The sequence below is a fragment of the Streptomyces sp. CLV115 genome, from assembly GCF_038448545.1.
GTDB lineage: Bacteria > Actinomycetota > Actinomycetes > Streptomycetales > Streptomycetaceae > Streptomyces > Streptomyces sanglieri.
In genome coordinates, this window is record NZ_JBCEWQ010000017.1 from 50738 (window position 1) to 76599 (window position 25862).

21 protein-coding genes and 1 riboswitch are annotated in these 25862 nt (G+C 71.8%); of the genes, 14 read left to right on the forward strand and 7 right to left on the reverse strand.

Going from position 1 to position 25862, the window contains the following annotated elements:
* Nucleotides 1–37: 37 nt before the first annotated feature.
* Entirely contained in the window at nucleotides 38–862 is an 825-nt protein-coding gene (locus AADR41_RS09480) for an alpha/beta fold hydrolase (protein WP_342280867.1), read from the forward strand.
* 13 nt (nucleotides 863–875) lie between these two features.
* Here the strand turns inward: AADR41_RS09480 and AADR41_RS09485 are convergent, their stop codons facing one another.
* Complete coding sequence (locus AADR41_RS09485; RefSeq protein ID WP_342280868.1) at nucleotides 876–1280, reverse strand: ArsR/SmtB family transcription factor; 405 nt, start codon at nucleotides 1278–1280, stop codon at nucleotides 876–878.
* Nucleotides 1281–1381: 101 nt separating this feature from the next.
* On the opposite strand from AADR41_RS09485, the gene AADR41_RS09490 reads away from it, so the two are divergent.
* The 3 genes from AADR41_RS09490 to AADR41_RS09500 all read left to right on the forward strand — a co-directional run bounded on the left by AADR41_RS09490 (nucleotide 1382) and on the right by AADR41_RS09500 (nucleotide 4755).
* A complete protein-coding gene (locus AADR41_RS09490; protein ID WP_342280869.1) occupies nucleotides 1382–3358 on the forward strand; it encodes a heavy metal translocating P-type ATPase in 1977 nt (658 codons plus the stop codon).
* Between the two features lie 207 nt (nucleotides 3359–3565).
* Complete coding sequence (locus AADR41_RS09495) at nucleotides 3566–3985, forward strand: hypothetical protein (RefSeq protein WP_342280870.1); 420 nt, start codon at nucleotides 3566–3568, stop codon at nucleotides 3983–3985.
* Nucleotides 3986–4086: 101 nt separating this feature from the next.
* A complete protein-coding gene (locus AADR41_RS09500; protein WP_342280871.1) occupies nucleotides 4087–4755 on the forward strand; it encodes a DUF305 domain-containing protein in 669 nt (222 codons plus the stop codon).
* A gap of 128 nt (nucleotides 4756–4883) precedes the next feature.
* Here AADR41_RS09500 and AADR41_RS09505 read toward each other — a convergent pair whose 3' ends face one another.
* Complete coding sequence (locus AADR41_RS09505; RefSeq protein ID WP_342280872.1) at nucleotides 4884–6548, reverse strand: ABC-F family ATP-binding cassette domain-containing protein; 1665 nt, start codon at nucleotides 6546–6548, stop codon at nucleotides 4884–4886.
* A gap of 541 nt (nucleotides 6549–7089) precedes the next feature.
* Nucleotides 7090–7277, forward strand: a riboswitch (cyclic di-AMP (ydaO/yuaA leader).
* A gap of 2 nt (nucleotides 7278–7279) precedes the next feature.
* On the opposite strand from AADR41_RS09505, the gene AADR41_RS09510 reads away from it, so the two are divergent.
* The gene (locus AADR41_RS09510; RefSeq protein WP_342280873.1) at nucleotides 7280–7777 is read left to right on the forward strand and encodes a transglycosylase SLT domain-containing protein; all 498 of its coding nucleotides are present in this window, start codon (nucleotides 7280–7282) and stop codon (nucleotides 7775–7777) included.
* Between the two features lie 55 nt (nucleotides 7778–7832).
* Here the strand turns inward: AADR41_RS09510 and AADR41_RS09515 are convergent, their stop codons facing one another.
* Complete coding sequence (locus tag AADR41_RS09515) at nucleotides 7833–8990, reverse strand: FAD-dependent monooxygenase (RefSeq protein ID WP_342280874.1); 1158 nt, start codon at nucleotides 8988–8990, stop codon at nucleotides 7833–7835.
* Between the two features lie 86 nt (nucleotides 8991–9076).
* On the opposite strand from AADR41_RS09515, the gene AADR41_RS09520 reads away from it, so the two are divergent.
* The gene (locus AADR41_RS09520; RefSeq protein ID WP_342280894.1) at nucleotides 9077–9661 is read left to right on the forward strand and encodes a TetR/AcrR family transcriptional regulator; all 585 of its coding nucleotides are present in this window, start codon (nucleotides 9077–9079) and stop codon (nucleotides 9659–9661) included.
* A gap of 12 nt (nucleotides 9662–9673) precedes the next feature.
* Here the strand turns inward: AADR41_RS09520 and AADR41_RS09525 are convergent, their stop codons facing one another.
* The gene (locus AADR41_RS09525; RefSeq protein ID WP_342280875.1) at nucleotides 9674–9991 is read right to left on the reverse strand and encodes a hypothetical protein; all 318 of its coding nucleotides are present in this window, start codon (nucleotides 9989–9991) and stop codon (nucleotides 9674–9676) included.
* A gap of 369 nt (nucleotides 9992–10360) precedes the next feature.
* Here AADR41_RS09525 and AADR41_RS09530 point away from each other — a divergent pair, with 369 nt between their 5' ends.
* From AADR41_RS09530 to AADR41_RS09545, 4 genes are all read left to right on the forward strand, one after another.
* Nucleotides 10361–11758, forward strand: coding sequence for an APC family permease (locus AADR41_RS09530; RefSeq protein ID WP_342280876.1), 1398 nt, complete (start codon nucleotides 10361–10363; stop codon nucleotides 11756–11758).
* Nucleotides 11759–11943: 185 nt separating this feature from the next.
* Complete coding sequence (locus tag AADR41_RS09535; protein ID WP_342280877.1) at nucleotides 11944–13062, forward strand: NAD(+)/NADH kinase; 1119 nt, start codon at nucleotides 11944–11946, stop codon at nucleotides 13060–13062.
* Between the two features lie 57 nt (nucleotides 13063–13119).
* Nucleotides 13120–13773 carry an HD domain-containing protein gene (locus tag AADR41_RS09540; protein ID WP_342280878.1) on the forward strand — a complete coding sequence of 218 codons (654 nt, stop codon included), beginning with the start codon at nucleotides 13120–13122 and terminating at the stop codon, nucleotides 13771–13773.
* A gap of 250 nt (nucleotides 13774–14023) precedes the next feature.
* Nucleotides 14024–14896, forward strand: a complete 873-nt coding sequence (locus tag AADR41_RS09545; RefSeq protein WP_342280879.1) for a DMT family transporter — start codon at nucleotides 14024–14026, stop codon at nucleotides 14894–14896.
* Nucleotides 14897–14924: 28 nt separating this feature from the next.
* On the opposite strand, the gene AADR41_RS09550 is transcribed toward AADR41_RS09545, so the two are convergent.
* Nucleotides 14925–15941, reverse strand: coding sequence for a LacI family DNA-binding transcriptional regulator (locus AADR41_RS09550; protein WP_342280880.1), 1017 nt, complete (start codon nucleotides 15939–15941; stop codon nucleotides 14925–14927).
* Nucleotides 15942–16154: 213 nt separating this feature from the next.
* Between AADR41_RS09550 and AADR41_RS09555 the strand changes: the two genes are divergently transcribed.
* Both AADR41_RS09555 and AADR41_RS09560 read left to right on the forward strand, forming a co-directional pair.
* Entirely contained in the window at nucleotides 16155–19514 is a 3360-nt protein-coding gene (locus AADR41_RS09555; RefSeq protein WP_342280881.1) for a glycosyl hydrolase, read from the forward strand.
* Nucleotides 19515–19728: 214 nt separating this feature from the next.
* Nucleotides 19729–21321 carry a hypothetical protein gene (locus AADR41_RS09560; protein WP_342280882.1) on the forward strand — a complete coding sequence of 531 codons (1593 nt, stop codon included), beginning with the start codon at nucleotides 19729–19731 and terminating at the stop codon, nucleotides 21319–21321.
* A 108-nt stretch (nucleotides 21322–21429) separates the two neighbouring features.
* Here the strand turns inward: AADR41_RS09560 and AADR41_RS09565 are convergent, their stop codons facing one another.
* Nucleotides 21430–22020, reverse strand: coding sequence for a lytic polysaccharide monooxygenase auxiliary activity family 9 protein (locus tag AADR41_RS09565; RefSeq protein ID WP_342280883.1), 591 nt, complete (start codon nucleotides 22018–22020; stop codon nucleotides 21430–21432).
* 258 nt (nucleotides 22021–22278) lie between these two features.
* Between AADR41_RS09565 and AADR41_RS09570 the strand changes: the two genes are divergently transcribed.
* Nucleotides 22279–23787, forward strand: a complete 1509-nt coding sequence (locus AADR41_RS09570; RefSeq protein WP_342280884.1) for a glutamate synthase subunit beta — start codon at nucleotides 22279–22281, stop codon at nucleotides 23785–23787.
* 103 nt (nucleotides 23788–23890) lie between these two features.
* Here AADR41_RS09570 and aroQ read toward each other — a convergent pair whose 3' ends face one another.
* The gene (aroQ, locus tag AADR41_RS09575; RefSeq protein ID WP_342280885.1) at nucleotides 23891–24535 is read right to left on the reverse strand and encodes a gamma subclass chorismate mutase AroQ; all 645 of its coding nucleotides are present in this window, start codon (nucleotides 24533–24535) and stop codon (nucleotides 23891–23893) included.
* A 348-nt stretch (nucleotides 24536–24883) separates the two neighbouring features.
* Here aroQ and AADR41_RS09580 point away from each other — a divergent pair, with 348 nt between their 5' ends.
* Nucleotides 24884–25825 (forward strand): sterol desaturase family protein, encoded by a 942-nt coding sequence (locus AADR41_RS09580; protein ID WP_446751003.1) that lies wholly within the window; start codon nucleotides 24884–24886, stop codon nucleotides 25823–25825.
* Nucleotides 25826–25862 lie beyond the last annotated feature (37 nt).

A 25862-nucleotide genomic window follows, 5' to 3' on the forward strand; every position in this document is an offset into this window, starting at 1 on the left:
GTTGTCAATGTGGCCAGAGAATGGCACCTTGGTTGTCATGAATGCTGCTTCCGAGCTGAACTACATCGAGACCGGGGACGGGCGCCTCGCTTACCGGGACATCGGCGAGGGCCCGCCGCTGGTGCTGCTGCACGGTGGCTTCGTCGACCACAGGATGTGGGACGACCAGGTGCCGGAGCTCGCCCGCCGCCACCGCGTGATCGTGCCGGACGCGCGCGGACACGGCGCGTCGGCCAACGGGACCAGGCCCTTCCGCCACACCGACGACGTGGCCGCACTGCTGCGCCGCCTCGGTGCCGGGCCCGCGGTCCTGGCCGGGCTGTCGATGGGCGCCGCGACCGCGGTCGACACCGCCCTCGAACATCCGGATCTGGTGCGTGCGCTGGTCGTCAGCGGGGCGGGGACCAGCGAGCCGGAGTTCGTCGACCCCTGGTGCAGGCGGGTCCTGGCCGCGCAGGCCCGGGCGCTGGGCGGGGGTGACGTCGAGGGGTGGATCGACGCCTTCATGCTCTTCGCGGCGGGCCCGCACCGCACGCTCGACGACGTCGACGGCACCGTCGTGCGACGGCTTCGGGAGATGGTGGCGCTGACGCTGTCCAAGCACCGCGGCGACGAGCCCGACCTGCGGGTGCCCGTCCCCGGCACCTGGACGCGGGCGGCCGGGATCGAGGTACCGGTCCTGGCGGTCAACGGCGGCATCGACGGCGCGGACCAGCTCGCCATGGCCCGGCGCCTGGTGCGGACGGTCGCCGACGGGCGGGAGGTGGTCGTCGAGGGCACCGCCCACTACCCCAACATGGAGAAGCCGGACGCCTTCGGCGAGATTCTCGGCGACTTCCTGGCGGGCCTGCGCACCCGGTAGGGCGGTGCCGGGGTCAGCGGGCGGCGGCGGCCACCGCGCCGTCCGCCTCCGCTGCGGCCCGCGCCGGGGCGTCGTGCAGTCCCAGGCGCAGGTGCTCGACGTGGAAGAGCGCCTGGTCGAGGAGTTCGGCCACGTGGTTGTCGTACAGCGCGTAGATCACCGAGCGGCCCCGTCGCTCACCGGTGACCAGGCCGAGGTTGCGCAGCAGTCGCAGCTGGTGGGAGCAGGCGGACTGCTCCATGCCGACCGCGTCGGCGAGCTCCGTCGCGGGGCAGGGGCCCTCCTGGAGGCGGGCCAGGATGCGGAGCCGGGACGGGGTGGCCAGGGCCTGGAGAGTGGACGCCACATCGCCGGCCCCCACCGCGTCGAGGCGCTCGCGCGCGGTGGCAGCGGTCTTCGCGTCAACTCCGTGGCCCATGCCCTCATCCTACGGAGATACATACATGAATGAGTGTTCATGTGATCCTGTATGGTGCGGGGGTCGGACCAATCCGCCCTCTCGCGTGAAGGATCGCGCCCATGTCTTCCACCCTCACCCGCCCGGCCGCGCCCGCCGGACCGGTCGGAGCGAGGGGCGCTGGGCGGCGCACCCGGATCCTGGCCCTTCCGGAGGCCCGCTGGGCCGCGGCGGCGCTGCTGTTCTTCCTGGCCGCGCTGCCCCTGCACCTGCTCGGCGCCCCGTGGTGGGCGTGGGGCCCGCTGTACGCGCTGACGTACATCGCCGGCGGCTGGGAGCCCGGCCTGGAGGGGCTGAAGGCGCTCAGGGAGAAGACCCTCGACGTCGACCTGCTGATGGTCGTCGCGGCGCTCGGCGCGGCGGCGATCGGCCAGGCACTGGACGGCGCCCTGCTGATCGTCATCTTCGCCACCTCGGGAGCCCTGGAGGCGTTCGCCACCGCGCGGACGGCGGACTCGGTGCGCGGACTGCTCGACCTCGCTCCCGCCAGGGCCACCCGGCTCGGCGCCGGGGGATCCGAAGAGGCTGTACCCACCGAGGAATTGAGGGTCGGGGACGTGATCCTGGTACGTCCCGGAGAACGTGTCGGGGCCGACGGCCGGGTCCTCGGCGGGGCGAGCGAGGTGGACCAGGCGACCATCACGGGCGAACCGCTGCCCGTGACCAAGGAGCCCGGCGACGAGGTCTTCGCGGGAACCCTGAACGGCACCGGGGCGCTGCGGGTGACCGTGGAGCGCGACCCGTCCGATTCGGTGATCGCCCGGATCGTGGCCATGGTCGAGGAGGCCTCCGGGACGAAGGCCCCCACCCAACTGTTCATCGAGAAGGTCGAACAGCGGTACTCGATCGGCATGGTGGCCGCCACCGTCGCCCTGTTCGCCGTGCCCCTGGCCTTCGGCGCGGCACTGCAGCCCACGCTGCTCCGGGCGATGACCTTCATGATCGTGGCATCGCCGTGCGCCGTGGTGCTGGCCACGATGCCGCCGCTGCTGTCCGCGATCGCCAACGCCGGACGGCACGGGGTCCTCATCAAGTCCGCCGTGGTGATGGAGCGCCTCGGGCGCATCGACGCCGTCGCGCTCGACAAGACCGGCACCCTGACCGAAGGCACCCCGCGGGTCACCGACATCCGTCCCCTCCCGTCCTCGGGCCTGACCGAGGACGCCCTGCTCACCCTGGCTGCGGCGGCCGAGCACCCCAGCGAACACCCCCTAGCCCGTGCCGTCACCGAGGCCGCTCGCACCCGGGGGCTCGTCCTGCCCCCCGCGGCGGACTTCACCTCCGCCCCGGGCACCGGCGTCACCGCCACCGTGGACGGCCGCACGGTCGCCGTCGGAAGCCCGGCGCGCCTGCTGGACGTCCGTCCCGGTGCCGCCGGACCGGCCGCCGAACTCGCCGCGCGTCTGGAGGAGGACGGCCGCACCGCCGCACTGGTCGTACTCGACGGCACGCCCGTCGGCGTCCTGGGCATCGCGGACCGGCTGCGCGCCGACGCCCGCTCCACCGTGGCCCGCCTCACCGGACTCACCGGCCGGACGCCGGTACTGGTCACCGGGGACAACCCGCGCGCCGCCGCCCGGCTGGGCGCCGAGGTCGGGATCGAGGACGTACGGGCCGGTCTGCTGCCGCAGGAGAAGGTGCACACGGTCAGAGGGATGGAGAGCGTCGGGCACAAGGTGCTCGTGGTCGGCGACGGTGTGAACGACGCCCCCGCACTGGCCGCCGCCCACATCGGCATTGCCATGGGCAGGGCCGGCTCCGACCTCGCCCTGGAGACCGCCGACGCCGTAGTGGTCCGCGACGAACTCGCCACCGTCCCCACCGCCGTGGCGCTCTCGCGGCGGTGCCACCGCCTGGTCGTGCAGAACCTGGTGATCGCGGCGGTCTTCATCACCGGCCTCGTCGTGTGGGATCTGGTCGGCACACTGCCGCTCCCGCTGGGCGTCGCCGGGCACGAGGGTTCCACCGTCATCGTCGGCCTCAACGGTCTGCGTCTGCTCCGCGACGCCGCCTGGACGCGCGCCGACAGCCTCCGCTGAGCCGGGGGCGGGTATCGCCGCGGTCGCCGCCCGCCCGCCGACGCCCGCACGGTCGTCGCCCGCCGCACGCGCACGGTCCGGGGCGCGGTGACCGGCAAGGCGTCCGGCAGGGGCGGGGCGTCGACGGACGGGAAACCCGGTGGGGGTATCGTCGGACGCACACCGAAGGACCCGACGACCCGTACGACCGACCAATTCGAGGCAGCCGTGGATCGCGGACGGACACACACACCGGGAACGTCCCGGCTGCTGGTGCTCTATGCCGTCCTGCTCGGGCTGTTCCTCATGCACGGGGCACCCGCGAGCGCCGCGGACGGCTGCCACGACGCGATGGCCGTGACGGCCTCCGCACCGGGAGCCGCGCAGATGGGGGCGGGACACGTCGCCGTGCGGGGCGAGCACGGTCCCGCCCGGGCGGCGGACACGATGCCCGCGATGAAGGGCGAGTCGTGCGTATCCACCCAGGCCCGTGACCGGGTGCTGCCGCTGCTGACGGCGCTGGGCCTGGTGCTTCTCGCCGTCCGGGCCCTCACCGGGCGCCGTGCCGCCGTACGCGGTCCGGCCCGGCGGGGACCGCCGTTCGCCGGAAGAGAGCTGCTGCTCCAGGTGTGCGTCGCGCGGATGTGACAGGACGACGCCGGTCCACGGCCCCCGGGGCCGGACCGGCGGGGACGAACCTGCCCGTTTCGCGCCACGGATGTGGCGCAGCCACCTGGAAAGAACCTGTGATGTCCGCTTCCCGTTTCTCCGCCGCCCGTCGCCGCACCCTCGCGGCCGCCGGCGCCGTCGCCGTCCTCGCGCTGGCACTGACCGCCTGCGGTTCCTCCGACGGCTCGAAGTCCGACGGATCGTCCATGCCCGGCATGGACCACGGCTCGGCGGGTGCCTCCGCACCGGCCACCCCCGGCGGCGAGTTCAATGACGCCGACGTGAAGTTCGCGCAGCAGATGATCCCGCACCACCAGCAGGCCATCGAGATGGCGAAGCTGGCCGACGGCCGCGCCGCCGACCCCGAGATCAAGAAGCTGGCCACCGCGATCGAGAAGGCCCAGGACCCCGAGATCAACACGATGAAGGGCTGGCTGACGTCGTGGGGCAAGCCGCTGCCCTCGTCCTCGATGGGTGACATGCCCGGGATGGACCACGGCTCGGACGGTTCGGGGATGCCCGGAATGATGTCCGGCAAGGACATGGACGATCTGGCCGCCGCCCGGGGCAAGGACTTCGACAAGAAGTTCGCCCAGCTCATGATCGGGCACCACCAGGGCGCCGTCACCATGGCCGAGGAGGAGCAGAAGAACGGCGGCAACGCCGAGGCGAAGAAGCTCGCCGCTGCCGTCGTCACGGCCCAGACCGCCGAGATCGAGCAGATGAACAAGATCATCGACAGGCTCTGATCCCGGCAGGGGTGCGGGCCCCGGCCGCCCGGCGGCCCGCACTCCCTTCTTCCGCTTCGCACCCTTCTCCCGCTCCGCCCACCTCCTCGCGGCCCGGCCGCTACGGGAAGCACCTCGCCGCCGACCGCTCAGCCGGCGGCCTCCGGCGCCGTGAGCAGCTCGGCCACCTCCTCCGCGCTCGTCTCCCGCAGCTCCTCGTCGACCAGCAGCCACCTGGTGATGCCGACCGATCCGAGGAAGGCCAGATCGTGACTGGCGATCAGCAGCGCGCCCTCGTAGGAGTCGAGCGCACCGGTCAGCTGACGCACACTGGCGATGTCCAGGTTGTTGGTCGGCTCGTCCATCATCAGCAGCTGCGGGGCCGGTGCGGCGAGCATCGTCGCCGCGAGGGCGGCCCGGAAGCGCTCCCCGCCCGACAGGGTCCCCGCAGGCTGCTCCGCGCGTTTGCCCTGGAACAGGAAGCGGGCGAGCTGGGCGCGGATGTGGTTGTCGGTGACCCCGGGCGCCGTCCGGGCCACGTTCGCCGCGACGCTCAGTTCCTCGTCCAGCACATCGAGCCGCTGCGGAAGGAACCGCACCGGTACGAAGGTCCTGGCCTCGCCGGACAGCGGGGCCAGCTCACCGGTGAGGGTGCGCAGCAGCGTCGTCTTCCCGGCGCCGTTTCGACCGACGAGCGCGATCCGCTCGGGCCCGTTCACCTGGAGGCTGCCCTCGCGCAGCCTGCCGAAGCGGGGACGCAAGCCGTGCAGGCTCAGCACGGTGCGTCCGGTGGGCACCGCCGTGTGCGGGAGGCTCACCCGGATCTCGGCGTCGTCGCGGACCGCGGCGGCGGCCTCCTCCCGGCGTTCGCGTGCCTCACCGAGCCGTTCCTCGTGGACGCCGCGAAGCCTGCCCGCCGACTCCTGCGCCGACCGCTTCCGGCGGCCGGCCAGGATCTTGGGCAGGCCGCCCTCGGTCTCCGCCTTGCGGCCGTTCTTCTGACGCCGGGCCAGTTTCAGGTGGGTCTCCTCCAGTTCGCGCTTCTGGCGGCGCACATCGGCCTCGGCGGCCCGCAACATCCGCCCGGCGGCCTCCTGCCCGGCGGCCACGGCCTCCTCGTACGCCGACCAGCCACCGCCGTACCAGTTCACCGAGCCGGTGCGCAGTTCGGCGATGCGGTCCACACGCTCCAGCAGTTCGCGGTCATGGCTGACCACGACCAGTACCCCCGAGCGCCAGGAGTCGACGGCCTCGTAGAGCCTGCGGCGGGCGAGCACATCGAGGTTGTTGGTGGGCTCGTCCAGGAGCAGGACGTCGGGGCGCTCCAGCAGCAGCGCGGCCAGTCGCAGCAGGACGGTCTCCCCGCCGGACAACTGGCCCACGGCGCGGTCGAGTTCAATGCCGCCGAGGCCGAGCGAGCCCAGTGTCGCCAGGGCCCGTTCCTCGACGTCCCAGTCGTCGCCGATCGTCTCGAAGTGCTTCTCGTCCACGTCCCCGGCCTCGACCGCGCGCAGCGCCTCGCGCCGCTCGGCGATGCCCAGGGCCCGGTCCACCCGCAGTGTCGTGTCGAGGGTGATGTTCTGCGGAAGGTGGGCGAGGCTGCCGCCTACCGTCACCGACCCCTGGGACGGGCGCAGTTGGCCGGCGAGCAGTCGCAGGAGTGTGGACTTGCCCGCGCCGTTGTTGCCGACGAGGCCGACGCGTCCCCGGCCGATGCTGAGCGAGAGCCCGTCGAGGACGGTGGTGCCGTCCGGCCACCGGAAGGTCAGGGCGGAGCAGGTGAGAGAGGCGTGGGGGGTGGTGGGAGTCGCCATGGTGTTCCTCGCATTCGCAAGCGCAGTGAAGGGGGGCTTCGTATGCGAGCACCACGCAGCGACCGGGCCATGGGAAGAGGTGCGGCGGTCCTGAGGATCGGGGGACGGCTCATGCACCGAGGTCGCATCCACGCGGGGTCACGGGCAGCGCGAAGCACTGCTACGGCGTGACGGGCGTACGGGCAGAGCCGTACGGCGCGATGTTCGCGAACCTCAGATGCGCAACGTCCACCTCAATCGGAGACAACAGGACCTCAGAACTGTAAACGACGGGGTGACGGAAGGGCAATGTCATTCGTCCCGGTGCGAATGCCGGAAGGTGCGGGCGAAATGCCCGCATTTGTGAATTCGTGGCGCGAGTCACGTCCGGCCCGCCGGATGCCGCCCCGCGCGGTTCGGTTCCCTTTCCGCGCAAGGGGAGTGGTTCGCGCGATGTGAGGTGGATTACCGAAATTCCCGTTACTCGATCTTGTGAGTGAATTGCATTCGAAAATTGGGGTCTTGTCCGCTTCGGTTCTTCTCGCTTACGGTCACCGTCAATCCGGACGGAACGCCGAATCCTGCCGCTGTCCGGCAATCCGACCACTCGTGTACGGCAGGAGCGGGGAACCCAGGTAGGCCGCCGGTCCGGAATCCGGAACGGCTCGGGGTGAAGCCACGCAGATGCGCGGCCAGGCATCTCCAGCCTGAACCCGACAGCTCACCTCGCAGGCGACGGAGAGGAATCCATCATGCCCGCAACGGGTACGTACCGTCGTCGCAGGTCCGCCACGCTGACCCGCGGTTTCATCGCCGTGGGCACGGGCGCGGCCGCCCTGCTGCTCCCCCTGCTCGGTGCCCACACCGCCTCGGCGGCTCCGGCGCGGTCCGCCGCCGTCACCGCTCCCGCTGCGCCGTCCGCGACGTACACGAACGATCTGGACGGCTGGATAAAGGAGTCGCTGGCCGTGATGGCCGAGCACGGCATCCCCGGCAGCTACGAGGGCATCCACCGCAACGTCATGCGCGAGTCCTCCGGAAACCCCCGGGCGATCAACAACTGGGACTCGAACGCCGCCGCCGGGACGCCGTCCAAGGGCCTCCTCCAGGTCATCGAGCCGACGTTCCGGGCCTACCACGTGCCCGGGACCGCGATGGACAGCTACGACCCGGTCGCCAACATCACGGCCGCGTGCAACTACGCCGCTGCCAAGTACGGCTCCATCGACAACGTCTTCGGGGCCTACTGAGGTCACCGGACCGCTGACGTGAGCGCACCACCGCCCGGCCGGGTCCGTCTCGAGGTCAGCCCAGCCGCGGCGGTGTCCAGTCGGCATGGCGCAGGACCGCGCGGACGGTGACCCGGGACGGCGCGAGCCGCAGCGCCGTATTGCGCAGGGCGACGGCCACCGGGCGGGACAGCTGCTGCCCCATCCGGCCGGCCTGCCGGGCGGCCCGCGCGACCGACTGGCTGCGGGGCCGGCGCTCGGCGTCGTAGCGGACGAGCGCCGACTCGACGCCGGCCCCGCCAAGGAGCGTGGCGGCCAGTGTCGCCGCGTCCTCCAGTGCCTGACAGGCCCCCTGGCCGAGATTCGGGGTCATGGCGTGCGCGGCGTCGCCGAGCAGCGCGATCCGGCCGACCGCGTACGAAGGGAGCGGCGCCACCAGCTCGTTGACGTCGTGATGCAGCACGGCATCGGGCCGGGTCGCTGCCAGCAGGGCGGGAATGGGGTCGTGCCAGCCGTCGAACCGGCGGCGCACCTCGCCCAGCGGATCGGGGTGCCGGACCCCCGCGGGCGCGTTGAGTACCGCGTGCCACTCGGCCCGGCCGTCGGCGAAAGCGATGTGGCCGAACTCGGCCCCCCGTCCCCAGGTCAGCTCGAAGTCGGTACGCAGATCGACGGGCGTCCCGGTGATGGCGCGCAGCACCGTCGAGCCGCTGTAGGCAGGACCGGGGTGCCCCGGGAAGAGCTGGGTGCGCAGCCGGCTGCCGACTCCGTCGGCGGCCACCACCAGATCCGCCTCCAGCCCGGTGTCGCCCGCGGCCAGGCGCACCCGCGAGGGGTCGGACCGGTCGACGGACGTCACCTCGGCCCCGACGATCAGGGATTCGGGAGGCAGGGCCGCGCGCAGCAGCCGGTGCAGCTCGGACCGGGGGATGCCCACGATCGGCGTCCCCAGCTCGCGTTCCAGCGCGGCTCCGTCCATGCGGGCCAGCAGACGGCCGTCCGGGGTGCGGGTGCCGCCGGTGTACTGGGGCCGGGCGGCCGCGCGAACCGCCGCGCCGACACCGAGGACGTCCAGCGCGCGCAAGCCGTTCGCGTGCAGGGAGATGCCCGCGCCCGCGTCGTCGGGAGTGCGGGCGCGTTCGACGACCGTCACCTCCCAGCCGACGAGCCGCAGCCCGATCGCGGCGGCCAGCCCGCCGATGCCACCGCCGACAACCACCGCGTTGTTGCCCATGCCCGGTCCCCTCCCGTGCCTGTCACGACCTTCTACAGCTGTAGAAGGAGCGTACTACCCGTCTTCTACAGGTGTAGAAAGGGATGGTGACCACAGACCGACGCACCGTCCTCGCCGATGCCGCCGTCCACGTGCTGGCCGAGGAGGGGATGCGGGGCCTGACCCACCGGGCCGTGGACCGGGCGGCGGCCCTGCCGCCGGGCACCACCTCGGCGTACTTCCGCACCCGTCAGGCGCTGCTCACCGCGCTCGTCCGACGGCTCGTGGCACAGGACCAGGCGGAATTGCAGGCGGCCGGCGAGCAGGCGCGGGTGCCGCGCGCCGCCGCCGAACTGACGGACGGGCTGGCCGGGTTCGTCGAACGGCGGCTGACCGGCGAGGGGCGGCAGCGGTCGCTGGCCCGCTACGCCTGCGCGGTCGAGAGCGTGCGCCACCCGGAACTGCGCGAGATTCTCGTACCGCGGCAGAACGCGGCCCGTGCGGCGGTGCGGGCGTTCCTGCGCGCACAGGGCGTCGCCGACGCCGAGGGCCGCACGCTCACACTGCTGGCCTGCGTGGACGGACTCGTCTTCGACCGGCTGGTGGGCGGCGGGGGAGCCGTACTCAGGGAGGAGATCGACGGGCTGGTCGCCGCGGCGCTCCGCGACCCCGGCGGGGAAACCGCCCGGTGACCCGGGCCGGCGTCACTCCGGGGCGGGTTCCGCCGCCTGGCCCGGCCGGGAGCGGGGCAGTACGGGCACGGTCGCCGCAGCCCCGTCCCGGACCGACCGCACCACCGCGTCGTGCAGTCGGCGGCTGTCCTCCTCCGAACAGCACGTCACCGGGCTGCCCGACATGGTGAACCAGTCGATCGCACCCGTGTACTGCACAGTAACCTGGGCCGTGTCGTCCGCCCAGGTCGTGTGAACGGTCAGGTCCCCGGAAAGCACACCGACCTCGTCCGTGAGCACGCCACCGCGCCCCGAGAACACCCCGCAAGTCGTCCACGACGCCCAAGCCATGACTCCAGGCTGGCACCAAGACCGCAGATCCGCGACCCGCGGGACCGGTGCCCGGACCGCATCCCGGCCGCCCCGCCCGCCCAGGATGCCGCTCCACCCTTCCGGATGCTGGAAATGGGGGAAACTTTCCCACCGGCCGGGCTGCGGTTCCCGCACCCCCCGATCCCCGGACATTGACGCGCTGTTAGCGCAAAATCGTCGGATTGCCCCACCAGGACAACGAATTCCGAAGGTAAACACCTCTTGACCTACGGAACACGTCGGGATTGCATGTCGCGCTGGGAGCGCCGAAACCACTCACCACGTCCTCGTCTGGAGGCGATACCGCTCCCGTGCTCGGACACCGCACCTGTTGATCGGAACCGCACGATGACCGAAACGCTCAGCGCTCCCCAGGCGCTCGCACCAGCGACCGGCCCCACTCCACAGAAGCTCAAGCGTTCCATCGGTGTCGTGGGCGGAACACTGCTCACGCTGTCCTGCGTGACGCCCGCCTCGACCCTCTTCGTGGTCGTACCGGACCTGTTCTCCAGCCTCGGCACGTACACCGCCCTCACCATCGCCGTCGGCTCGCTGCTCTGCATCGCGGTCGCCTTCTGCTACTCGGAGCTGGGCACGCTCATTCCGAGTGCCGGCGGTGAGTACGCCATGGTGTCGACGATGGCGGGGCGGCTCGCCGGGTGGCTCGTCTTCGTGCTCTCGCTGCTGGTCGTGATGATCGTGCCCCCGGTCATCGCCATGGGCACGGCCGACTACCTCGCCCCCATCGTGCACATTCCGGCCTCCGTCGCGGGCGCCGGCGTGATGGTGCTCGCCACCCTGGCCGGTCTGCTGGACCTGCGCGCCAACGCGTGGATCACCGGCATCTTCCTCGTCCTCGAAGTGATCGCGGCAGCCGTCGTCGCCGTTCTCGGCTTCGCCCACTCCGAGCGCGGCGCCTCGGCCCTGGTGCACGGCACGGTCGCCTCGTCGGGCGGCGGGAGCTCGACCGTCACCGCGATGATGGTGGTCTCCGGGCTCGCCATCGCGCTCTTCATCACCCAGGGCTTCTCCACCGCCGTCTACCTCTCGGAGGAGCTGGAGAACCCGCGGCGCAACGTGGCCCGTACCGTGCTCGCCACCCTCGCCATCTCCACCGCGGTCATCCTCGTCCCGGTCGTCGCCATCACGCTCGGCGCCCCCGACCTGGCGGCCCTGACCTCGGGCGACCTCAACACCATGGTCGCCGCCTGGTCCAACTCGGCGGTGGGCACCTTCGTCAGCCTCTGCGTCGCCCTCGCGATCATCAACGCCGGCATCGTGATGGTCATCCAGAACTCGCGGGTGCTGTTCGCCTCCGCCCGTGACAAGGCCTGGCCCGGACCGGTCAACAACGCCCTGTCCCGACTCGGCCGGTTCGGCTCCCCGTGGGTCGCGACCCTGGTCGTCGGCGTCCCCGGCGCTGCGCTCTGCTTCGTCAACCTCGACACCCTGTACGGCGTCACCGGCGTCTCCGTCACCGCGATGTACCTGCTGGTCGCCGTCGCCGCGCTGCTCTGCCGCCGCGGCGCCCACCGCGAGGCGCCGGCCTGGCGCATGCCGCTGTGGCCCGCGATCCCGGTGCTGCTGATCGCCGTGCTGGCTTACATCCTCACCCAGCAGGAGACCGAGTACCTGCTGTGGACCGGCGGGATCACCGCGGTCGCCACGCTCTACTGGGCGTTCTACCTGCGGCCCCGCAAGGAGACCCGCTGGTTGGTCAGCATCCCGGAGGACGCGCAGTCCTGACCCGGAGGTGTTCCCTGCCCGGCCCGTCGGCGGCGACCCTCCGCAGTCGGGCCGGGCACATGCCGTTCCGCGCCCGGTCGCCCGACCGGCCGCCGAACCGGCCCGACGACGGGCGGACCCGCCCCCGGCTCCCGCACAGTGGAGTGAGGGCAGTGCGTCGTCGGAACACGGGGAGTCGGAGCGCGATGAGTGTGGAACGGGTCGGAGTCGTCGTGCACCAGGGCCGTCCCGAGGCCGTCGTCGCGGCGGGCGTCGTACGCGACTGGTGTGCCCGCGAAGGCATCCCGTGCACCGACATCGACGTGTGGCGCGACGACGAACGCAGGCGCGGCGGGCGCGAGGAGGCCGATGTCGCGGGCAACCCCGATCTCATCGTGACCCTCGGCGGCGACGGGACGTTCCTGCGCGGCGCCCGGATCGCCGCCAAGAACGACGGCGCCGTCCTCGGGATCGACCTGGGCCGCGTCGGCTTCCTCACCGAGGTCCCGGCGAAGGACGTGGTCCGGGCGCTCGACGCCGTCCACCGGGGCCGTGCGGCGGTCGAGGAACGCATGACCCTGACCATGCGCGCCTCCCGGGTACTCGAAGTGCCCAAGGACATCGACGCCCTGATGGGCTACGGACGACGCCCGATGCTGCCGCCCCCGCACGTCGACCCCGACGCGGAGGCCGCGGCGGAGGACTGGGGCGTGGCACTGGACATCACCGCGCTCAACGACGTCGTCGTGGAGAAGCTCGCCCGCGACCGGCAGGTGAGCCTCGGCGTGTACATCGGCGGCCGGCTCCTCGCCTCGTACTCGGCCGACGCGGTCATCATGGCCACCCCCACCGGCTCGACCGCCTACAGCTTCGCCGCGGGCGGACCGGTGGTCTCACCACGCATGGACGCAGTCCTGTTCACCCCCGTGGCGGCACACATGACCTTCGACCGCACCGTGATCGCCGCGGCCGACGAACCGATCGCCGTACGGGTCCTGCCGCACTCGGGGCAGGGCGCGGTGACCATCGACGGCCAGCTGCGCGGCGTGCTCGACGCCGGAGACTGGGTCGGGGTGTACGCGGCACCGCACCGCCTCCGGGTCATCAGGCTCGGCCCGCACGACTTCTACGGACGGCTGCGCACCCGCCTCCGCCTCACCGACGCCCCCGCCACGGCGGCCGACGGGGCGAGCGCACCCCTCTTCCGCCCCGACGGACCGGTCCCGCACGACCTGGCCCACCTCCACCTCACCCCGGCGGACCGGGACCAGGCCGACGGCGCCCCACCGGGCGGGAGCCGGGTGCCACCCGGATCCCGCCCGTGAACCCGGGCCGCAGGACCACAGCCCCCACGCCGCAGCCCCCACGACGAAGGAACTCCCATGCCCGGCAGCCCCGATCACTCCGCGCTCGCCACGGTGACGGTCCCCGACACCGAACTGGCCTCGGCCGCGACCCAGTTGGTGCGGGACACCACCGACGACCTGATCTACCACCACTCCCGCCGCGTCTACTGCTTCGGCGGGCTCCAGGGACACAACAGTGGCCTCGGCTTCGACCCGGAACTGCTCTACGTCGCGGCCATGTTCCACGATCTCGGCCTCAACGAGGAGTTCCGAACCAGCGGCCGCCGGTTCGAGGTGGACGGCGCCGACGAGGCACGGCGCTTCCTGCAGAGCCACGGCGTACCCGAGGACGGCATCCGCCGGGTCTGGACGGCGATCGCGCTCCACACGACGCCGGGCATCCCGTCGTTCATGGAACCCGAGGTCGCACTCGTGACGGCCGGCGTGGAGTACGACGTACTGGGCATCGGGTACGACGACATCAGCGACGCCGACCGGGCGGCGGTCGTCGCCCTCCACCCCCGCCCCGACTTCAAGCGCCGCATCCTCAGGGCCTTCACCGAAGGCATCGAACCCAAGCCGGCCACCACTTTCGGCAATGTGAAGGCCGACGTCCTGGAGCGCTACGTGCCCGGGTTCGAGCGGGGCGACTTCGTGGACACCATCCTGGACTCCGCCTGGCCGGAGTGAGATTCCGGCGCCCGCCCGCGACAACGAGGAGGAGCGCGCCCGCCCTCACGGTGCCCCGGCGGAAGCCCTGGTGGAGCAGGCCGCCGTCGTTATAGTTGGCAGGTACAGGAAAGTGACTGTGCAGAGGTGCTCGGTGCGCCACGGCCCGGTCCCGCGATCCCGGAGGCACCCCGGTCACGCGGACGGCCCGGCGGCCGAACGGCTCCGCGCCCGCTGCCCGTTCCTCCACCGTCCACGGAAAGGGCGTGCGATGCCGGCCGTCCTCGTACTGCTGCTCGCCGGAACCTGGCTGCTCTCCGGCGCCCTGGTCACAGGGACCGATCCGCTGATCGTCGCAGTGGGCCGCACCGCGGTGTGCTGCCTGGTCCTCACCGCCGTCGCCGCCGCCACCGCGGAAGGCCGGGCCGACCTGCGCCGGGCCGCGGCCCGGCCGGGCACCGTATGGCTGCTGGGGCTGCTCGGCTTCGCCGGGTACGCGGCGGGAACCCTCCTCGCCATCCCGCGCATCGGGACCTCGCTCACCAATCTCGTCGTCGCGCTGATGCCCTGCGCCTCGGTGGCCGTGGGCGCGTTGTTCTTCGGCGAACGGTCCGGCCCGCGCAAGGTGGCCGGGGCGGTGCTCGCCTGCGCCGCGGCCGTCGGATACGCGGCACTCGGCGCGGACGCCGGCGACGCCGACGGGGTGGGGCTGCTCCTCGTGGCGGCGGCGACCGTGGCCTTCGCCGGATACGGCTTCCTGTACCGGCAACGGCTGTCGGGGCTGCCGCCCCTCGCCGTGCTGCCCGTACTGCTCGCGGCCGCCACCTGTCTGCTGCTCCCGATGGCGCTGCCCGCGCTGATCTCCCACCCCCCGAGCCCTGCCGCGATCGGCGGAACGGTCGTGCTCGGTGCCGCCGTGTACGCGCCCGCCTACCTCGTACAGCACCGGCTCATCCTGCTGCGCGGACCGGTCTTCACGGCCGCCGTGCAACTGGCCGTTCCCTTCACCGTGCGCCTGGGAGACTGGGCGCTCGGCACCGCACCCGCCCCCTCCACGGCGGAACTGCTGCTCCTCACCGTGTGCTGCGGGGGCATCGCCCTCGTCACCGTCCAGTCGGCCGCCCGGCTCGCCGCCGCCGAGTGAGCGCGGGAGCACCGCCGGGCGGACCGGCTCAGCCCTCCGGCTGCGGTCCGGCCGTCGTCGCGCCGATCACCAGCGTGCACGGGTGGGCGTGCGTCCCGGGAGCCTCGCGCCCGTCGGCCACCTGAGCGGCGGCGGCGGCGCCCAGCGCGGCCAACCCGGTGTCCACGGTGGTCAGATGGCGGGTTCTCTGACCGCTGATCACGTACTCCCAGTTGTCGACACCGACCAGCGCGACATCGTCCGGCACCCGCCTTCCCGACTGCCGCAGGACGGACTCCACGCCCAGCGCTATCTGGTCGTTGCCGCAGAACACGGCGTCGAACCGGGCGCCGGACCCGATCAGCCGGCGACAGGCGGCGACCCCCCAGGCCCGGCTCCAGTCGCCCCGGAGCGTGTCGGCCGCGGGCGGCAGCCCGGCAGCGGCGAGCGTGGCCAGCAGCCCCTGTTCACGCCCCGACGTGGCGGTGTCGGCGGCCTCGCCGGTGATGTGCGCGATGCGACGCCTGCCCAGCGACAGCAGATGCTCGCCCGCCAGCCTTCCGGCCATCCGGCTGTCGGGGACGTAGCAGGAGTCGCCCTCCCGGTCGGTGAGCCCGTAGGCATAGGCGACCGGGACGGAGAACTCGGCTGTCACGGAGCGCATTTCGGCCCGGAGGTCGTCGCCGAGCACCAGCAGTCCGTCCACGCGCCGGGCCAGCAGCCTGCGGACGCTCTCGGCCATGGTGTCCGGGTCGAAACCGGTGTCGTAGAGCAGGCACGCCTGTTCTCTGCCGCCCAGGTGGGTGACCGCCCCGACCAGCACCGGCTCGGTGAACGCTCCCCGGGCGTTCTGGGCGAGAATACCGATCGTCCGGCTCCGCCCCAACGCGAAGGACTGGGCCAGGGCGTTGGGACGGAAGTCGAGCCTGCGCGCGGCCTCCGCGATGCGCGATCTGGTCGCCGTCGAGACCCGGCCGCCGCCGTTCAACGCCCTTGACGCCGTGGAGAGCGAAACCCCGGCGACCGCCGCGACATCGCTCAGTGTGACCCTGCCCCGTTCCGTCATGGCCTCAGCCTAGTCATGATGCGCAACTGCTTGTGCAATTCCGGTGGTTCCTGTGTGAACCCTTGACAGGCTTTGTTCGCGGGACCAGTCTGTGCCGCGCTTGAGCAAGCGGTTGCGCAACGGCCCGGAGCCGCCTCGGGGCCGGCCCGGAAAGGCTTTTCGCAGTGACCGCGCGCAGCACCCCCGCGCCCGATGATCAGGGAGTTTCACGCCATGCGACATCGACCACGCAGACGCCTGCCCAGAGCGACGGTGGCCTTCGCCACGCTGCTCGGCCTGCTGGCCTTCGGCCCGGCCGCCGCCTCCGCGGAGCAGTCCGGATCCACCGCCGCGGACCGTGACGGTTCCGCGACCGCCGTGCTCGGAAGGACACTTGAGGCCCGGAACGTCACCATTGACGCATCCCCCGGCAGCGACGAGGCGAGTGCCAACGCCAACACGTACGGCGGCCGGGACTGCTGGGAGATCGGCCCCGGCCGCCCCAGTCAGTACCTCTACGTCACTCTGGACGACCGCCTCAAGCACGAGGGGGCGAACCACGCGGCCGTTGACATCGACTACTTCGACGCGCCCGGAACCAAGTTCGCGCTGGTCTACGACGCGGGCGCCAACCCGTGGCGCACCTCGCGGATCGTGCGGACGACCGGCACCAACACCTGGAAGACCGCGCACTTCTACATCCCGGACGGGGCGTTCGCCGGCGGGCAGTACGGGCGGGACATGCGTATCGCCACCTGGGCGCAGGACATGGGGTCCAGCGAGAAGCCGGTCTGCTTCGCCCGGTACGCCTTCGAGCCGTCCCCGGTCGACACCGACGACGTGCAGGTCGATGTGACGACCCCCGGCAACCTCTTCGACCCGGGCGAGCGGGCCACCTTCGGGGTCCTGTCCGCCCGCGACCGCTCCGTGCCCTGGAGCGTCCGCGACTACCGGGGCCGCACCGTGCGGCAGGGCGCCGCCGCCATCGACCCGGTCACCCGCGAAGGCGCCGTGGACGCAGGTGAACTACCGCTGGGCTACTACACGCTGACACTTCGCGGGACCGCCGCGGACGGATCCCCGGTCGACCGCACCGCCGGCTTCGCGGTGCAGCACCCCGGGCCCGACCCCAAGCGCACCACCGACTCCTTCTTCGGCGTCAACCACCACCACCGCTCCGCCCCCGGCGACGCCTGGGACGACAGCACGAAGCTCGCCGCCCGCGCAGGGGCCGACGCACTGCGTGTCGACTCCGTCTACTGGGGCAGCATCGAGCACCCCAAGGGCGAGTACCAGTGGCCCGAGGCCAGCGAACGCGTCACCGCGGACTTCGGTGAGCGCGGCCAGAACGGTCTGATGACGCTGGGCTTCGGCAACTCCGACTACGGCAACATCCCGAGCACCGACGAGGCGTACCGGGCGTTCGGGAAGTACGCCGGACAGGTCGCGGAAATGGCCGGTGGCCGGATCGAATCGCTGGAGGTCTGGAACGAGTACTACGGCGGCTTCTCCAACGGGGTGTGCTCGCAGAGCGCGAAGTGCTACGCCAAGATGCTGGCTGCCGCGTACTCCGGGGTCAAGGCCGCCGACCCGAAGATCACGCTGGTCGGCGCCTCGTCGTTCAAGGTGCCACTGGACTGGTTCGAGGAGCTGTTCAAGCTCGGCGGACTCAAGCACATGGACGCGATCTCCATCCACCCCTACCGCGCCCCGGGCGACCCCGAGGGCGTCGAGCTCGACATCGCGGGCCTCAAGAAACTGATGCGTCAGTACAACGGCGGCAGGGAACTGCCCATCTGGATCACCGAGCAGGGCTGGACCTCCGCCGACCGCGACGGCATCGGCGTCGACGAGCAGACCCAGGCGCAGGCCACCGCGCGCGCCCTGCTCGCGGCCAAGGCGGCGGGTGTCGCCCGCTACTACTGGTACGACCTGATCAACGACGGCAACGGCCCGAGCAACGGGGAACACAACTTCGGGCTGCTGCGCAGGACGGGCCCGGAGGCCAACGGCCTCAACCCCAAGCCGGCCTACCTCGCCTACTCCACCACGGCCCGTGAACTCACCGAGGCGCGGTTCACCGGCCGGCTCCACACCGGTGATCCCGGCCTGCACGCCTACACCTTCAGGTCCGCGGCCGGCTCGCCCGGCGGCGGCGCCGTGACCACGGCCCTGTGGAGCAGCGACCGCACCGGCAAGCCGGTCCGGGTGCGGGCCGGGAAGCCCGTCACCGTGGTGGACATGCTCGGCGGGGAGCGGGTCCTGGAGCCGGTGGACGGCTGGGTGCACCTCACGGCCACCGGAGCCCCGGTCTATCTGCGGGCCGCGGTGGACGAGGTCGAGGAATCACCGCTGCTGTCGCTGTCCGCACCCCGGGACATCGCGGCCGGCGCGGAGATCCCGGTGACCGCCACAGTCGACAACCGGGCCACCGGCCACGGGGCGTCCGCACACCGGCGCACCGCGGTGTTCGAGGTCGAGGGCGAGCGGGTCACCGTCTCCGCGGCCCCCGGCCGGCGGGCGAGCGCCGTGCTGAGAGTCCCGGCCGGCGGCACCCCGGGCAACCGCGGCCTGGCCGCGGCGGTCACCCTCGACGGGAAGCGGGCCGGTGCGGTCGCCACCGGCACCCGGGTGACGGCGGAACCGGTGACGGTCGATGTGTCCCCGGAGATGTCGGTGAAGGGCACCACCCGCACCGACCGGCTCGCGGTGTCCGTCACCAACCACTCGCCGGACGCACCGGCCAGGGTGACCGGCATCGACTGGTCCTTCGGAGACCTCACCGGGACGATCGCGGGCCGGGGCATCGGCGAGGGCGGCACGGTTCCGCCGCTCGGCACCCGCACCTTCCGCACCACCGTCGACGGGGCGGCCGCCTACGCCGTCAAGCCCGTCGGGGTGACCGCCAGACTCGCGGACGGGCGCACCGTACGGGACAGCGACTCCTTCGGCTTCAGCCCGATCGCCAGGGCCATCCCGCACCTGGTGGACGGCAGGCTCACCGGCCTGGGCAACGTCCCGAAGGTGGACCTCTCCGAGGTCGGCTCGTACAGCGGCATCGAACCGGGCCTGGCCGACGGCGACATGTGGGCGACCTGGGACGACAAGAACCTCTATGTGTCCGCGGTCGTCCGGGAGAAGGACCACCGGACGGCACAGAAGGTGGCCTGGCTGCCCGCCGGTGACAGCATCGGCATCGGGGTGCAGCCGGGCGGACCGGGGGAGGGGCTGGGGCGTTGGGGCGCCGACTGGTACATGCTCTACGCCGGTGACACCGTGACCGAGGGGCCGGGGGTCTTCGTCGAGTCCCTGCCGAAGGACTACCCGGTCGGGCCGGTGGCGGGCGCCGATGTCCGGGTGTCCCGCGACGAGGAGGCCGGCACCACGACCTACCTGGTGGCCGTGCCGTGGAAGCGGATCGCCCCGCTGTCGCCCGACGACCCCGCGTTCTCGCTGACCCTGACGGTCAACAAGAACGACGGTGTGCAGCGGGACAACTACCGCTCGCTCGGTCTCGACGGGTGGCAGACCTGGGGCGACGGGCTCAACAACTGGAAGCTGACGCGCTATCAGCAGGTTCGGCTGACCCGCTGACCGCCGGCCCTCGTGCCCGCTGATCCGCCGCCGGGCCGGTGGTCGCCGCGAGACCGGGCGCCCACCGGCCCCACGTTTCCCCATGCACATCACACCGTTCCCCAGCAGCGAGAGGCGAACCACCATGAGTCAGACCCTCCCCGGCGAGCCGGCCGGCTCCCGGCGCCGGCGTCGCGTCACACCGGGCCTCCGACGTCGCTCACCCTTCGCCCGCATGCCGGCCCTCGCTCTCGCGCCGGCCCTGGCGCTGGCCCTGATCGTGGCGATCCCTCCGTCCGCCCCGGCCGCGGCACACACCCTGTCCGTCACCTCTGCGAGCCTGATCTTCCAACGGGGCTCCGGAGCAGTGGAGTTCGGATCGTCCGCGGCCTCGGTCTCCTGGACGATCACCGACGATCAGGGCGTACGGGTGCGCGGCGGCACCAGCTGGCTCTCCGGCGGGAAGGCCACCATCCCCGTCGCCGACCTCGCCCCCGGCTACTTCGAACTCGCCCTGCACGCGGGTGCCGCCCCCGACCCGACCGACCTGCGCACCTCGTTCGCCGTCATCGAACCCGTGCCGGACAGCGCGGTCGGCCCGTCCTCACCGTTCGGCGCCGCCGTGCACATCGGACGGGCGGGCTGGGGTCTGAACGTGCTCGACGAGGCACGGAAGACGGGCATCGCGCACATCCGCGAGGACGCCTGGTGGAACCGGTTCGAGACCACGAAGGGCAGCTACACCTTCCCGGCCGCCTTCTCCAGCACGATGGCCCACGCCCGTGAGCTGGGCATCACTCCGATGATCATCGCCAACGGCGCCAACTCCCTCTACGACAACGGCCGGACGCCGAGCAGCCCCGAGGGCATCGCCGCCTTCGGGAAATTCGCGGCCGCGGTGCTCAAGCACTACGACCTGAGCAACGTCGAGGTGCTGAACGAGTACAACGCGGGCACCTTCAACAACAGCACCTGCGGACGCACCGCCGCCTGCTACCTGGAGGTGCTCAAAGGGGTCCACCAGGCCGTGAAGGCCGCGGACCCGGGCGCCACGGTCGTCGGCCCGGCCACCATCGGCATCGGCAACTGCACCCCCGCGGGCGGCGGCAAGTGCTTCGCCCCGGACCTGATGGACCGCGGCGGGCTGGAGGCGATGGAGGCCTACAGCGTCCACCCCTACCGCTTCCCGGGCGGACCGGAGTGGCTGGGCAGCACCGGCGACACCATCGCCGGACTGCGGCAGCGGATCCGCGCCGCCAACGGCGGCCAGGACAAGCCCATCATCCTCAGTGAGATGGGCTGGCCCACCGACACCGGCCACGGCACCACCGAGCGCCAGCAGGCCGACAACCTGATCCGGCTGTACGCCACCGGCCTGGCCAACGGTGTGACCCGGGTCTACTGGTACGACCTGGTCAACGACGGCAGCGACCCCACCTCGACGGAACACAACTTCGGGATGCTCCGGCAGCCCGTGACCCCCACCACCGAGAATCCGGTCTCGGTCACCGCCAACGCCCCGAAGCCGGCCGCGGTCGCCCAGGCGGTGGTGGCCCGGATGCTCGGCGGCAAGACGTACGCCGGTGACGACGCGGTGGCCGCACCGGCCCACTCGGTACGTTTCACCGGCGGCGGCACGACCCGCGTGGTGTGGGCGACCACCGCCCGCGACCTCATGGTCTCGGCGACCGGCCCGGTCACCCTTGTCGACTCCTGGGGCCGACGCTCCGTGAGGCAGCCGACGGACGGCCGACTCACTCTGGAGGCCGGTCCGTCCCCGGTGTTCATCGAGGGGCCCGTCACCGGTGTCGGAGCGGCGACGCCGTAGCGGCTGCGCACCGGAGAACGGTTCGGCGGGCGGGTGCCGGGCGTACTGCGTCGCCCGGCACCCGCCGTGCGGACCGGACCCCCGCCGGCTCGTGGCGGCGGCCCTGTGTCAGAAGGTGACGTCCGAGCAGGCGTAGAACGCGTTGCCGGTGTCGGCGATCGTCCAGACGCCGAGGATCAGGTGCTTGCCCGACTTCTGCGGCAGGACTCCGGCGTGGGTCACGGTCGAACCCGGCAGACGGCCGCCGAAGGGCACCGTCAGGAACGGCTGCGGATCCAGGTCGGCCCTGGTGAGGGGCTTGGTGGGGTCGTAGCCGTCCTTGGTGATGTAGTAGCGGAAGTCGGTCGTGGCGTGCCGGGCCTCGATGCGCCAGCGGAAGGTGTAGCTCTGGCCGCCGGTGACCTTCGTGGCGGGCCAGGAACCGCCGCGCGGGTCGTCGAGCTCGGAGAACCGGCCGATGCCACCGGCGCAGATGGTGCCGTCGACCGGGCCGCGGGCGGGGAAGCCCTTCGGACCCTCGACGCTCGGCGGCTCCCACTGGATCTGGCCGCAGTTGCGCACGGTGCCGTTGCCGCAGAGCTGCTGACGGCTGACGGGAGCGTCGGTGTAGCCATGGCTCTGGGCACTGCCGGTGGTGACGAGGAGGGAGGCCCCGGCGATCCCGAGGCCGAGGACGAACGAGGTGATCCTTCTGCGCATGCTTCGCTCCTGAGGGAGGTGTGGGGGCGCTGCGTGACGAGTGGGGAGGGCGCGCTCCACCCCACTAGGTCTAGACCAACTTCGAGACTAGTCAGGGCGATTGGTCATGTCCATACCATTGGCGAGCCGCCGGGTGACCGGCCGGCGACGGCCCCGGCCGGGCCGGGCGGGTCCGGTCGTCGCTCTGGGATAAGGGGCAAAGCGGGCGTAGGCTGACAAAAACGCCTGTGCACCGCGAGTGAGCGATGGAGGCGGCCCATGAACGATCCACACGGCTTCCTCAGATTCCCCCGCCGGCCCGTTCCGGCGCGCCCCGTCCAGGAACGGCTGAGCGACTGGAACGAGGTCTACGCGGGACAGGCGCGGCTCCCCCTGGTGTCGGAGCAGGCCGGGCGCTGCATGGACTGCGGCATCCCGTTCTGCCACAGCGGCTGCCCACTGGGAAACCTCATCCCCGAGTGGAACACGTACGCCGGACGAGAAGACTGGCGGGCCGCTGCCGAGCGGCTGCACGCGACGAACAACTTCCCGGAGTTCACCGGGCGCCTGTGCCCGGCGCCGTGCGAGGACGCCTGTGTGCTGGCCATCAACGCCGACCCGGTGACCATAAAGAACGTCGAGCAGGCCATCGCCGACCAGATCTGGGAACGCGGGTACGCGGCACCGCGGCCCCCCGAGCGGCTCAGCGGGAAGACCGTCGCAGTCGTCGGCTCCGGTCCGGCGGGTCTGGCTGCGGCACAACAGCTCACCAGGATCGGCCACACCGTCGCCGTCTACGAACGCGACGACCGCATCGGCGGACTGCTGCGCTACGGCATCCCCGAGTTCAAGATGGAGAAACGCCACCTGGACCGCCGCATCGAGCAGATGCGGGCGGAGGGCACCGGATTCCGCACGGGAGTGGAGATCGGCAGTGACCTCGACGCCGCCGAACTCATGGAGCGGCACGACGCGGTCGTCATCGCTGTGGGCGCGCGCGGCAGACGGGAGCTGCCCGTGCCGGGCCGTGAGCTGCACGGCATCCACCAGGCCATGGACTATCTGACCCTGGCCAACCGGGTCACCCAGGGCGACTGCGAAGCCCCGGCCGTCACCGCCCAGGGCAAGCGCGTGGTGATCATCGGGGGAGGGGACACCGGCTCGGACTGCATGGGCACCGCGCTGCGTCAGGGGGCCGCCTCGGTGGTGCAGCTGGACATCAATCCCGAGCCGGGCGACGAGCGGCCCGACAGCGAACCCTGGCCCGTCCACCCGAGGATCTACCGGATATCCCATGCCCATGAGGAGGCCAGGGGCCGGAAGGGCACGGACCCGCGGGTCTTCGCCTCGGCCACCCTTCGCTTCGAGGGCGACCGGACCGGGCGGGTGCACGAGTTGCGTCTCGCGCAGGTGGAGCCGGCGGCCAGAAGGCCGCTCCCGGGCACCGAACGAGGAATCCCGGTGGATCTGGTGCTGCTGGCGCTCGGCTTCTACGGGCCCGAACACGGCACGGGGCTGATGCGGCAGCTCGGCCTCACCCTGGACGGCCGGGGGAACTTCGCCCGGAACGCCGGCTTCGGAGCCGAGACGACGGACCCGTCGGGGAGGGCGGCCCGACACCGGACGGACGGGATCTTCATCGCCGGTGACGCGGGGCGCGGTCAGTCCCTCGTGGTGTGGGCCATCGCGGAAGGACGGTCCGCCGCCGCAGCGACGGACCGCTACCTGAGCGGCTCCACGGAGCTCCCGGCGCCGATCGCACCGCAGGACCGGCCGCTGGTGGCTTGATCGCCCGGCCACGCACCCGCTGCGCGAATCGGCCGTGGACGCCGGCGGTACTGGAAGTGGGGGCGCGTTCAACGTTCATGCGCCGTGTACTTCAAGCCGATTATTATCCGGCGTGCTGCCGGCGACTCCCGCAGACGGACTTCAAGGAGCCGGCCAGTGCGGTCGCGTGCAACGCGTCGAGACTCCGCTCGCGGCTCACCCGTCCCGCCGAGACGGCCGGCGCGACCCGGCACGGCGGAGCGGCCCGCCGGTACGGTGCCGAGTCGGCGACCGCCCGGACGAGCGCCTCGTTGAGCCGGTCGACCTCCTTGCGCACGTCATCGAGGCGGGGGCGCCCGGCCGGTGCCTCGTACGGGTGGTCCCGCCACCGCCGGTGCAGCCCGCGCTGCACCGCCTTGTTCGCCTCGATCTGGTCGCGGAAGACCAGCCTGGTCAGCCGTGGGTCCGCACCGAGCCCCTCGGCCCGATCGGCCGCGGAATCCAGTACCTGCCGCTCCCTGGCGGGGTCGTCGACCGGGCTGCCGGTACCCCACTTGGCTGCGGCGACCAGGTCGCCGGTGGCGAGGCGCCGGGCGGAGAGCTCGGCGACGGAGCGCAGCGCGTACCCCTGGGCCGTCTCGCGGGGAAGCGCCACGGCCATGGAAGGCGGGGCCGCGGCGCCCACTCCGGTGAGCAGCGCCGCCGCGAGTGCGGCGGTCGTCGATCGGCGCCGGGACGAACGGCGGCGCGAGGGCGAAGAGAGACGCACGAAAACTCCTCGAATCAATATTATTAATAATTCATATTCACGGTGAACCGAGCGGTTCGGGCCTCGCCGGCAATTCCTGCCAAGGGTGTCTCCGGGGAACCGCATGCGGCTTGAATTCGACGGTTGAGGTCGCCGGGTGGGGAAAAATTAGTAGAGCGGGCCGGCCCGGAGACGGTTCCTGGGTCCGCGGGGTCCACGAAGGGCCCCCTCACACTCCAGTACATATTTTCCCGCGTGTGGCAGGTGACGACCGGTGCGCCGGTCCCGTGCGCCCGCGCGTAGCAATTGTCAAATCTGTTCCGGTCCGTGCACTGTGCTGCGCTGGTTCCGTTCGTAAAGGTGCTGTGAGTGGAAAACTGCGAACCGCCGCCCGGCGATGATCCGGAGGTGGATTCCGGCCGGGCCGGAGGGAGAAGCGGCCCGGCGTCCGTCCCGCGCGCGGTTCTGCGTGTGGCGGCCTACCCGTTCCTGCTGGTGGGCACGGTCTCGGTGAGTGCCGCGGCACTCTGTCTCGACTGGGACCCGGAGCATGTGAGCCCGCTCTTCCTGCTCGGTGTCATTTCCTATCTCACCGTGCTCGAACGAATGATTCCGTACCGTCGGTCCTGGCATCCGAACGCCGGTGAATGGCGTTGGTACGGTATCTACTTCCTGCTGACGATGGTGGCCAGTGCGTTCGCGCAGTACCTTGTCACGGCCCTCGTGTCCGAGCTGGCGACGCGTGAATCGGAACTGAATCTCTGGGCTGAAATACCGACCGCCCTGCTGACCGGATCGCTGGCCAGTTATCTTGTGCACAGGCTCGGTCACACCAATGCGATATTGTGGCGGCTGCACGGTGTGCACCATGTGCCGGAAAAGGTCAACGTCGCCAATAACGGCGTCAACCACGTTCTCGATATCGTTCTCGCGCAGGGAATCGTTCAGCTGGCTCTGTCGCTGGTCGGTTTCTCCCGCGATTCGGTGTTCGTCGTGGGACTTTTTGTGGCCGCCCAGGGCTATTTCGTCCACGCCAACATCGACGTGCGCATCGGCCGGCTCAATCATGTGCTCGCCAGCCCCGAGCAGCATCGGCTGCACCACAGCACCGATCTGTCCGAGGCGGGCCACTACGGATCGGACCTGTCGATCTGGGACCACGCCTTCGACAGCTACACCTGGCGCCCCGGCCGCGAACCGGTCGCGGTCGGGCTCGGCGATCCCGCGTCCTTCCCCCGTACCGGGGAGATCGTCGCCAGCCTTCTCCACCCCTTGCGCCGTGCGAAGGGGCCCGGGACCGGTTCTGCCTGAACTGCCCTTCCATGCCGGTCCGCGGCGTCTTGACTTG

Coding starts and splice junctions, on each gene's coding strand:
- AADR41_RS09505 (WP_342280872.1), bottom strand. CDS start 6,548: ATGGCGACTCCCACCACCCCCCACGCCTCTCTCACCTGCTCCGCCCTG.
- AADR41_RS09560 (WP_342280882.1), top strand. CDS start 19,729: ATGCCGGCCCTCGCTCTCGCGCCGGCCCTGGCGCTGGCCCTGATCGTG.
- AADR41_RS09500 (WP_342280871.1), top strand. CDS start 4,087: ATGTCCGCTTCCCGTTTCTCCGCCGCCCGTCGCCGCACCCTCGCGGCC.
- AADR41_RS09555 (WP_342280881.1), top strand. CDS start 16,155: ATGCGACATCGACCACGCAGACGCCTGCCCAGAGCGACGGTGGCCTTC.
- AADR41_RS09480 (WP_342280867.1), top strand. CDS start 38: ATGAATGCTGCTTCCGAGCTGAACTACATCGAGACCGGGGACGGGCGC.
- AADR41_RS09545 (WP_342280879.1), top strand. CDS start 14,024: ATGCCGGCCGTCCTCGTACTGCTGCTCGCCGGAACCTGGCTGCTCTCC.
- AADR41_RS09530 (WP_342280876.1), top strand. CDS start 10,361: ATGACCGAAACGCTCAGCGCTCCCCAGGCGCTCGCACCAGCGACCGGC.
- AADR41_RS09510 (WP_342280873.1), top strand. CDS start 7,280: ATGCCCGCAACGGGTACGTACCGTCGTCGCAGGTCCGCCACGCTGACC.
- AADR41_RS09525 (WP_342280875.1), bottom strand. CDS start 9,991: ATGGCTTGGGCGTCGTGGACGACTTGCGGGGTGTTCTCGGGGCGCGGT.
- AADR41_RS09485 (WP_342280868.1), bottom strand. CDS start 1,280: ATGGGCCACGGAGTTGACGCGAAGACCGCTGCCACCGCGCGCGAGCGC.
- AADR41_RS09570 (WP_342280884.1), top strand. CDS start 22,279: ATGAACGATCCACACGGCTTCCTCAGATTCCCCCGCCGGCCCGTTCCG.
- AADR41_RS09540 (WP_342280878.1), top strand. CDS start 13,120: ATGCCCGGCAGCCCCGATCACTCCGCGCTCGCCACGGTGACGGTCCCC.
- AADR41_RS09550 (WP_342280880.1), bottom strand. CDS start 15,941: ATGACGGAACGGGGCAGGGTCACACTGAGCGATGTCGCGGCGGTCGCC.
- AADR41_RS09535 (WP_342280877.1), top strand. CDS start 11,944: ATGAGTGTGGAACGGGTCGGAGTCGTCGTGCACCAGGGCCGTCCCGAG.
- AADR41_RS09515 (WP_342280874.1), bottom strand. CDS start 8,990: ATGGGCAACAACGCGGTGGTTGTCGGCGGTGGCATCGGCGGGCTGGCC.
- AADR41_RS09565 (WP_342280883.1), bottom strand. CDS start 22,020: ATGCGCAGAAGGATCACCTCGTTCGTCCTCGGCCTCGGGATCGCCGGG.
- AADR41_RS09490 (WP_342280869.1), top strand. CDS start 1,382: ATGTCTTCCACCCTCACCCGCCCGGCCGCGCCCGCCGGACCGGTCGGA.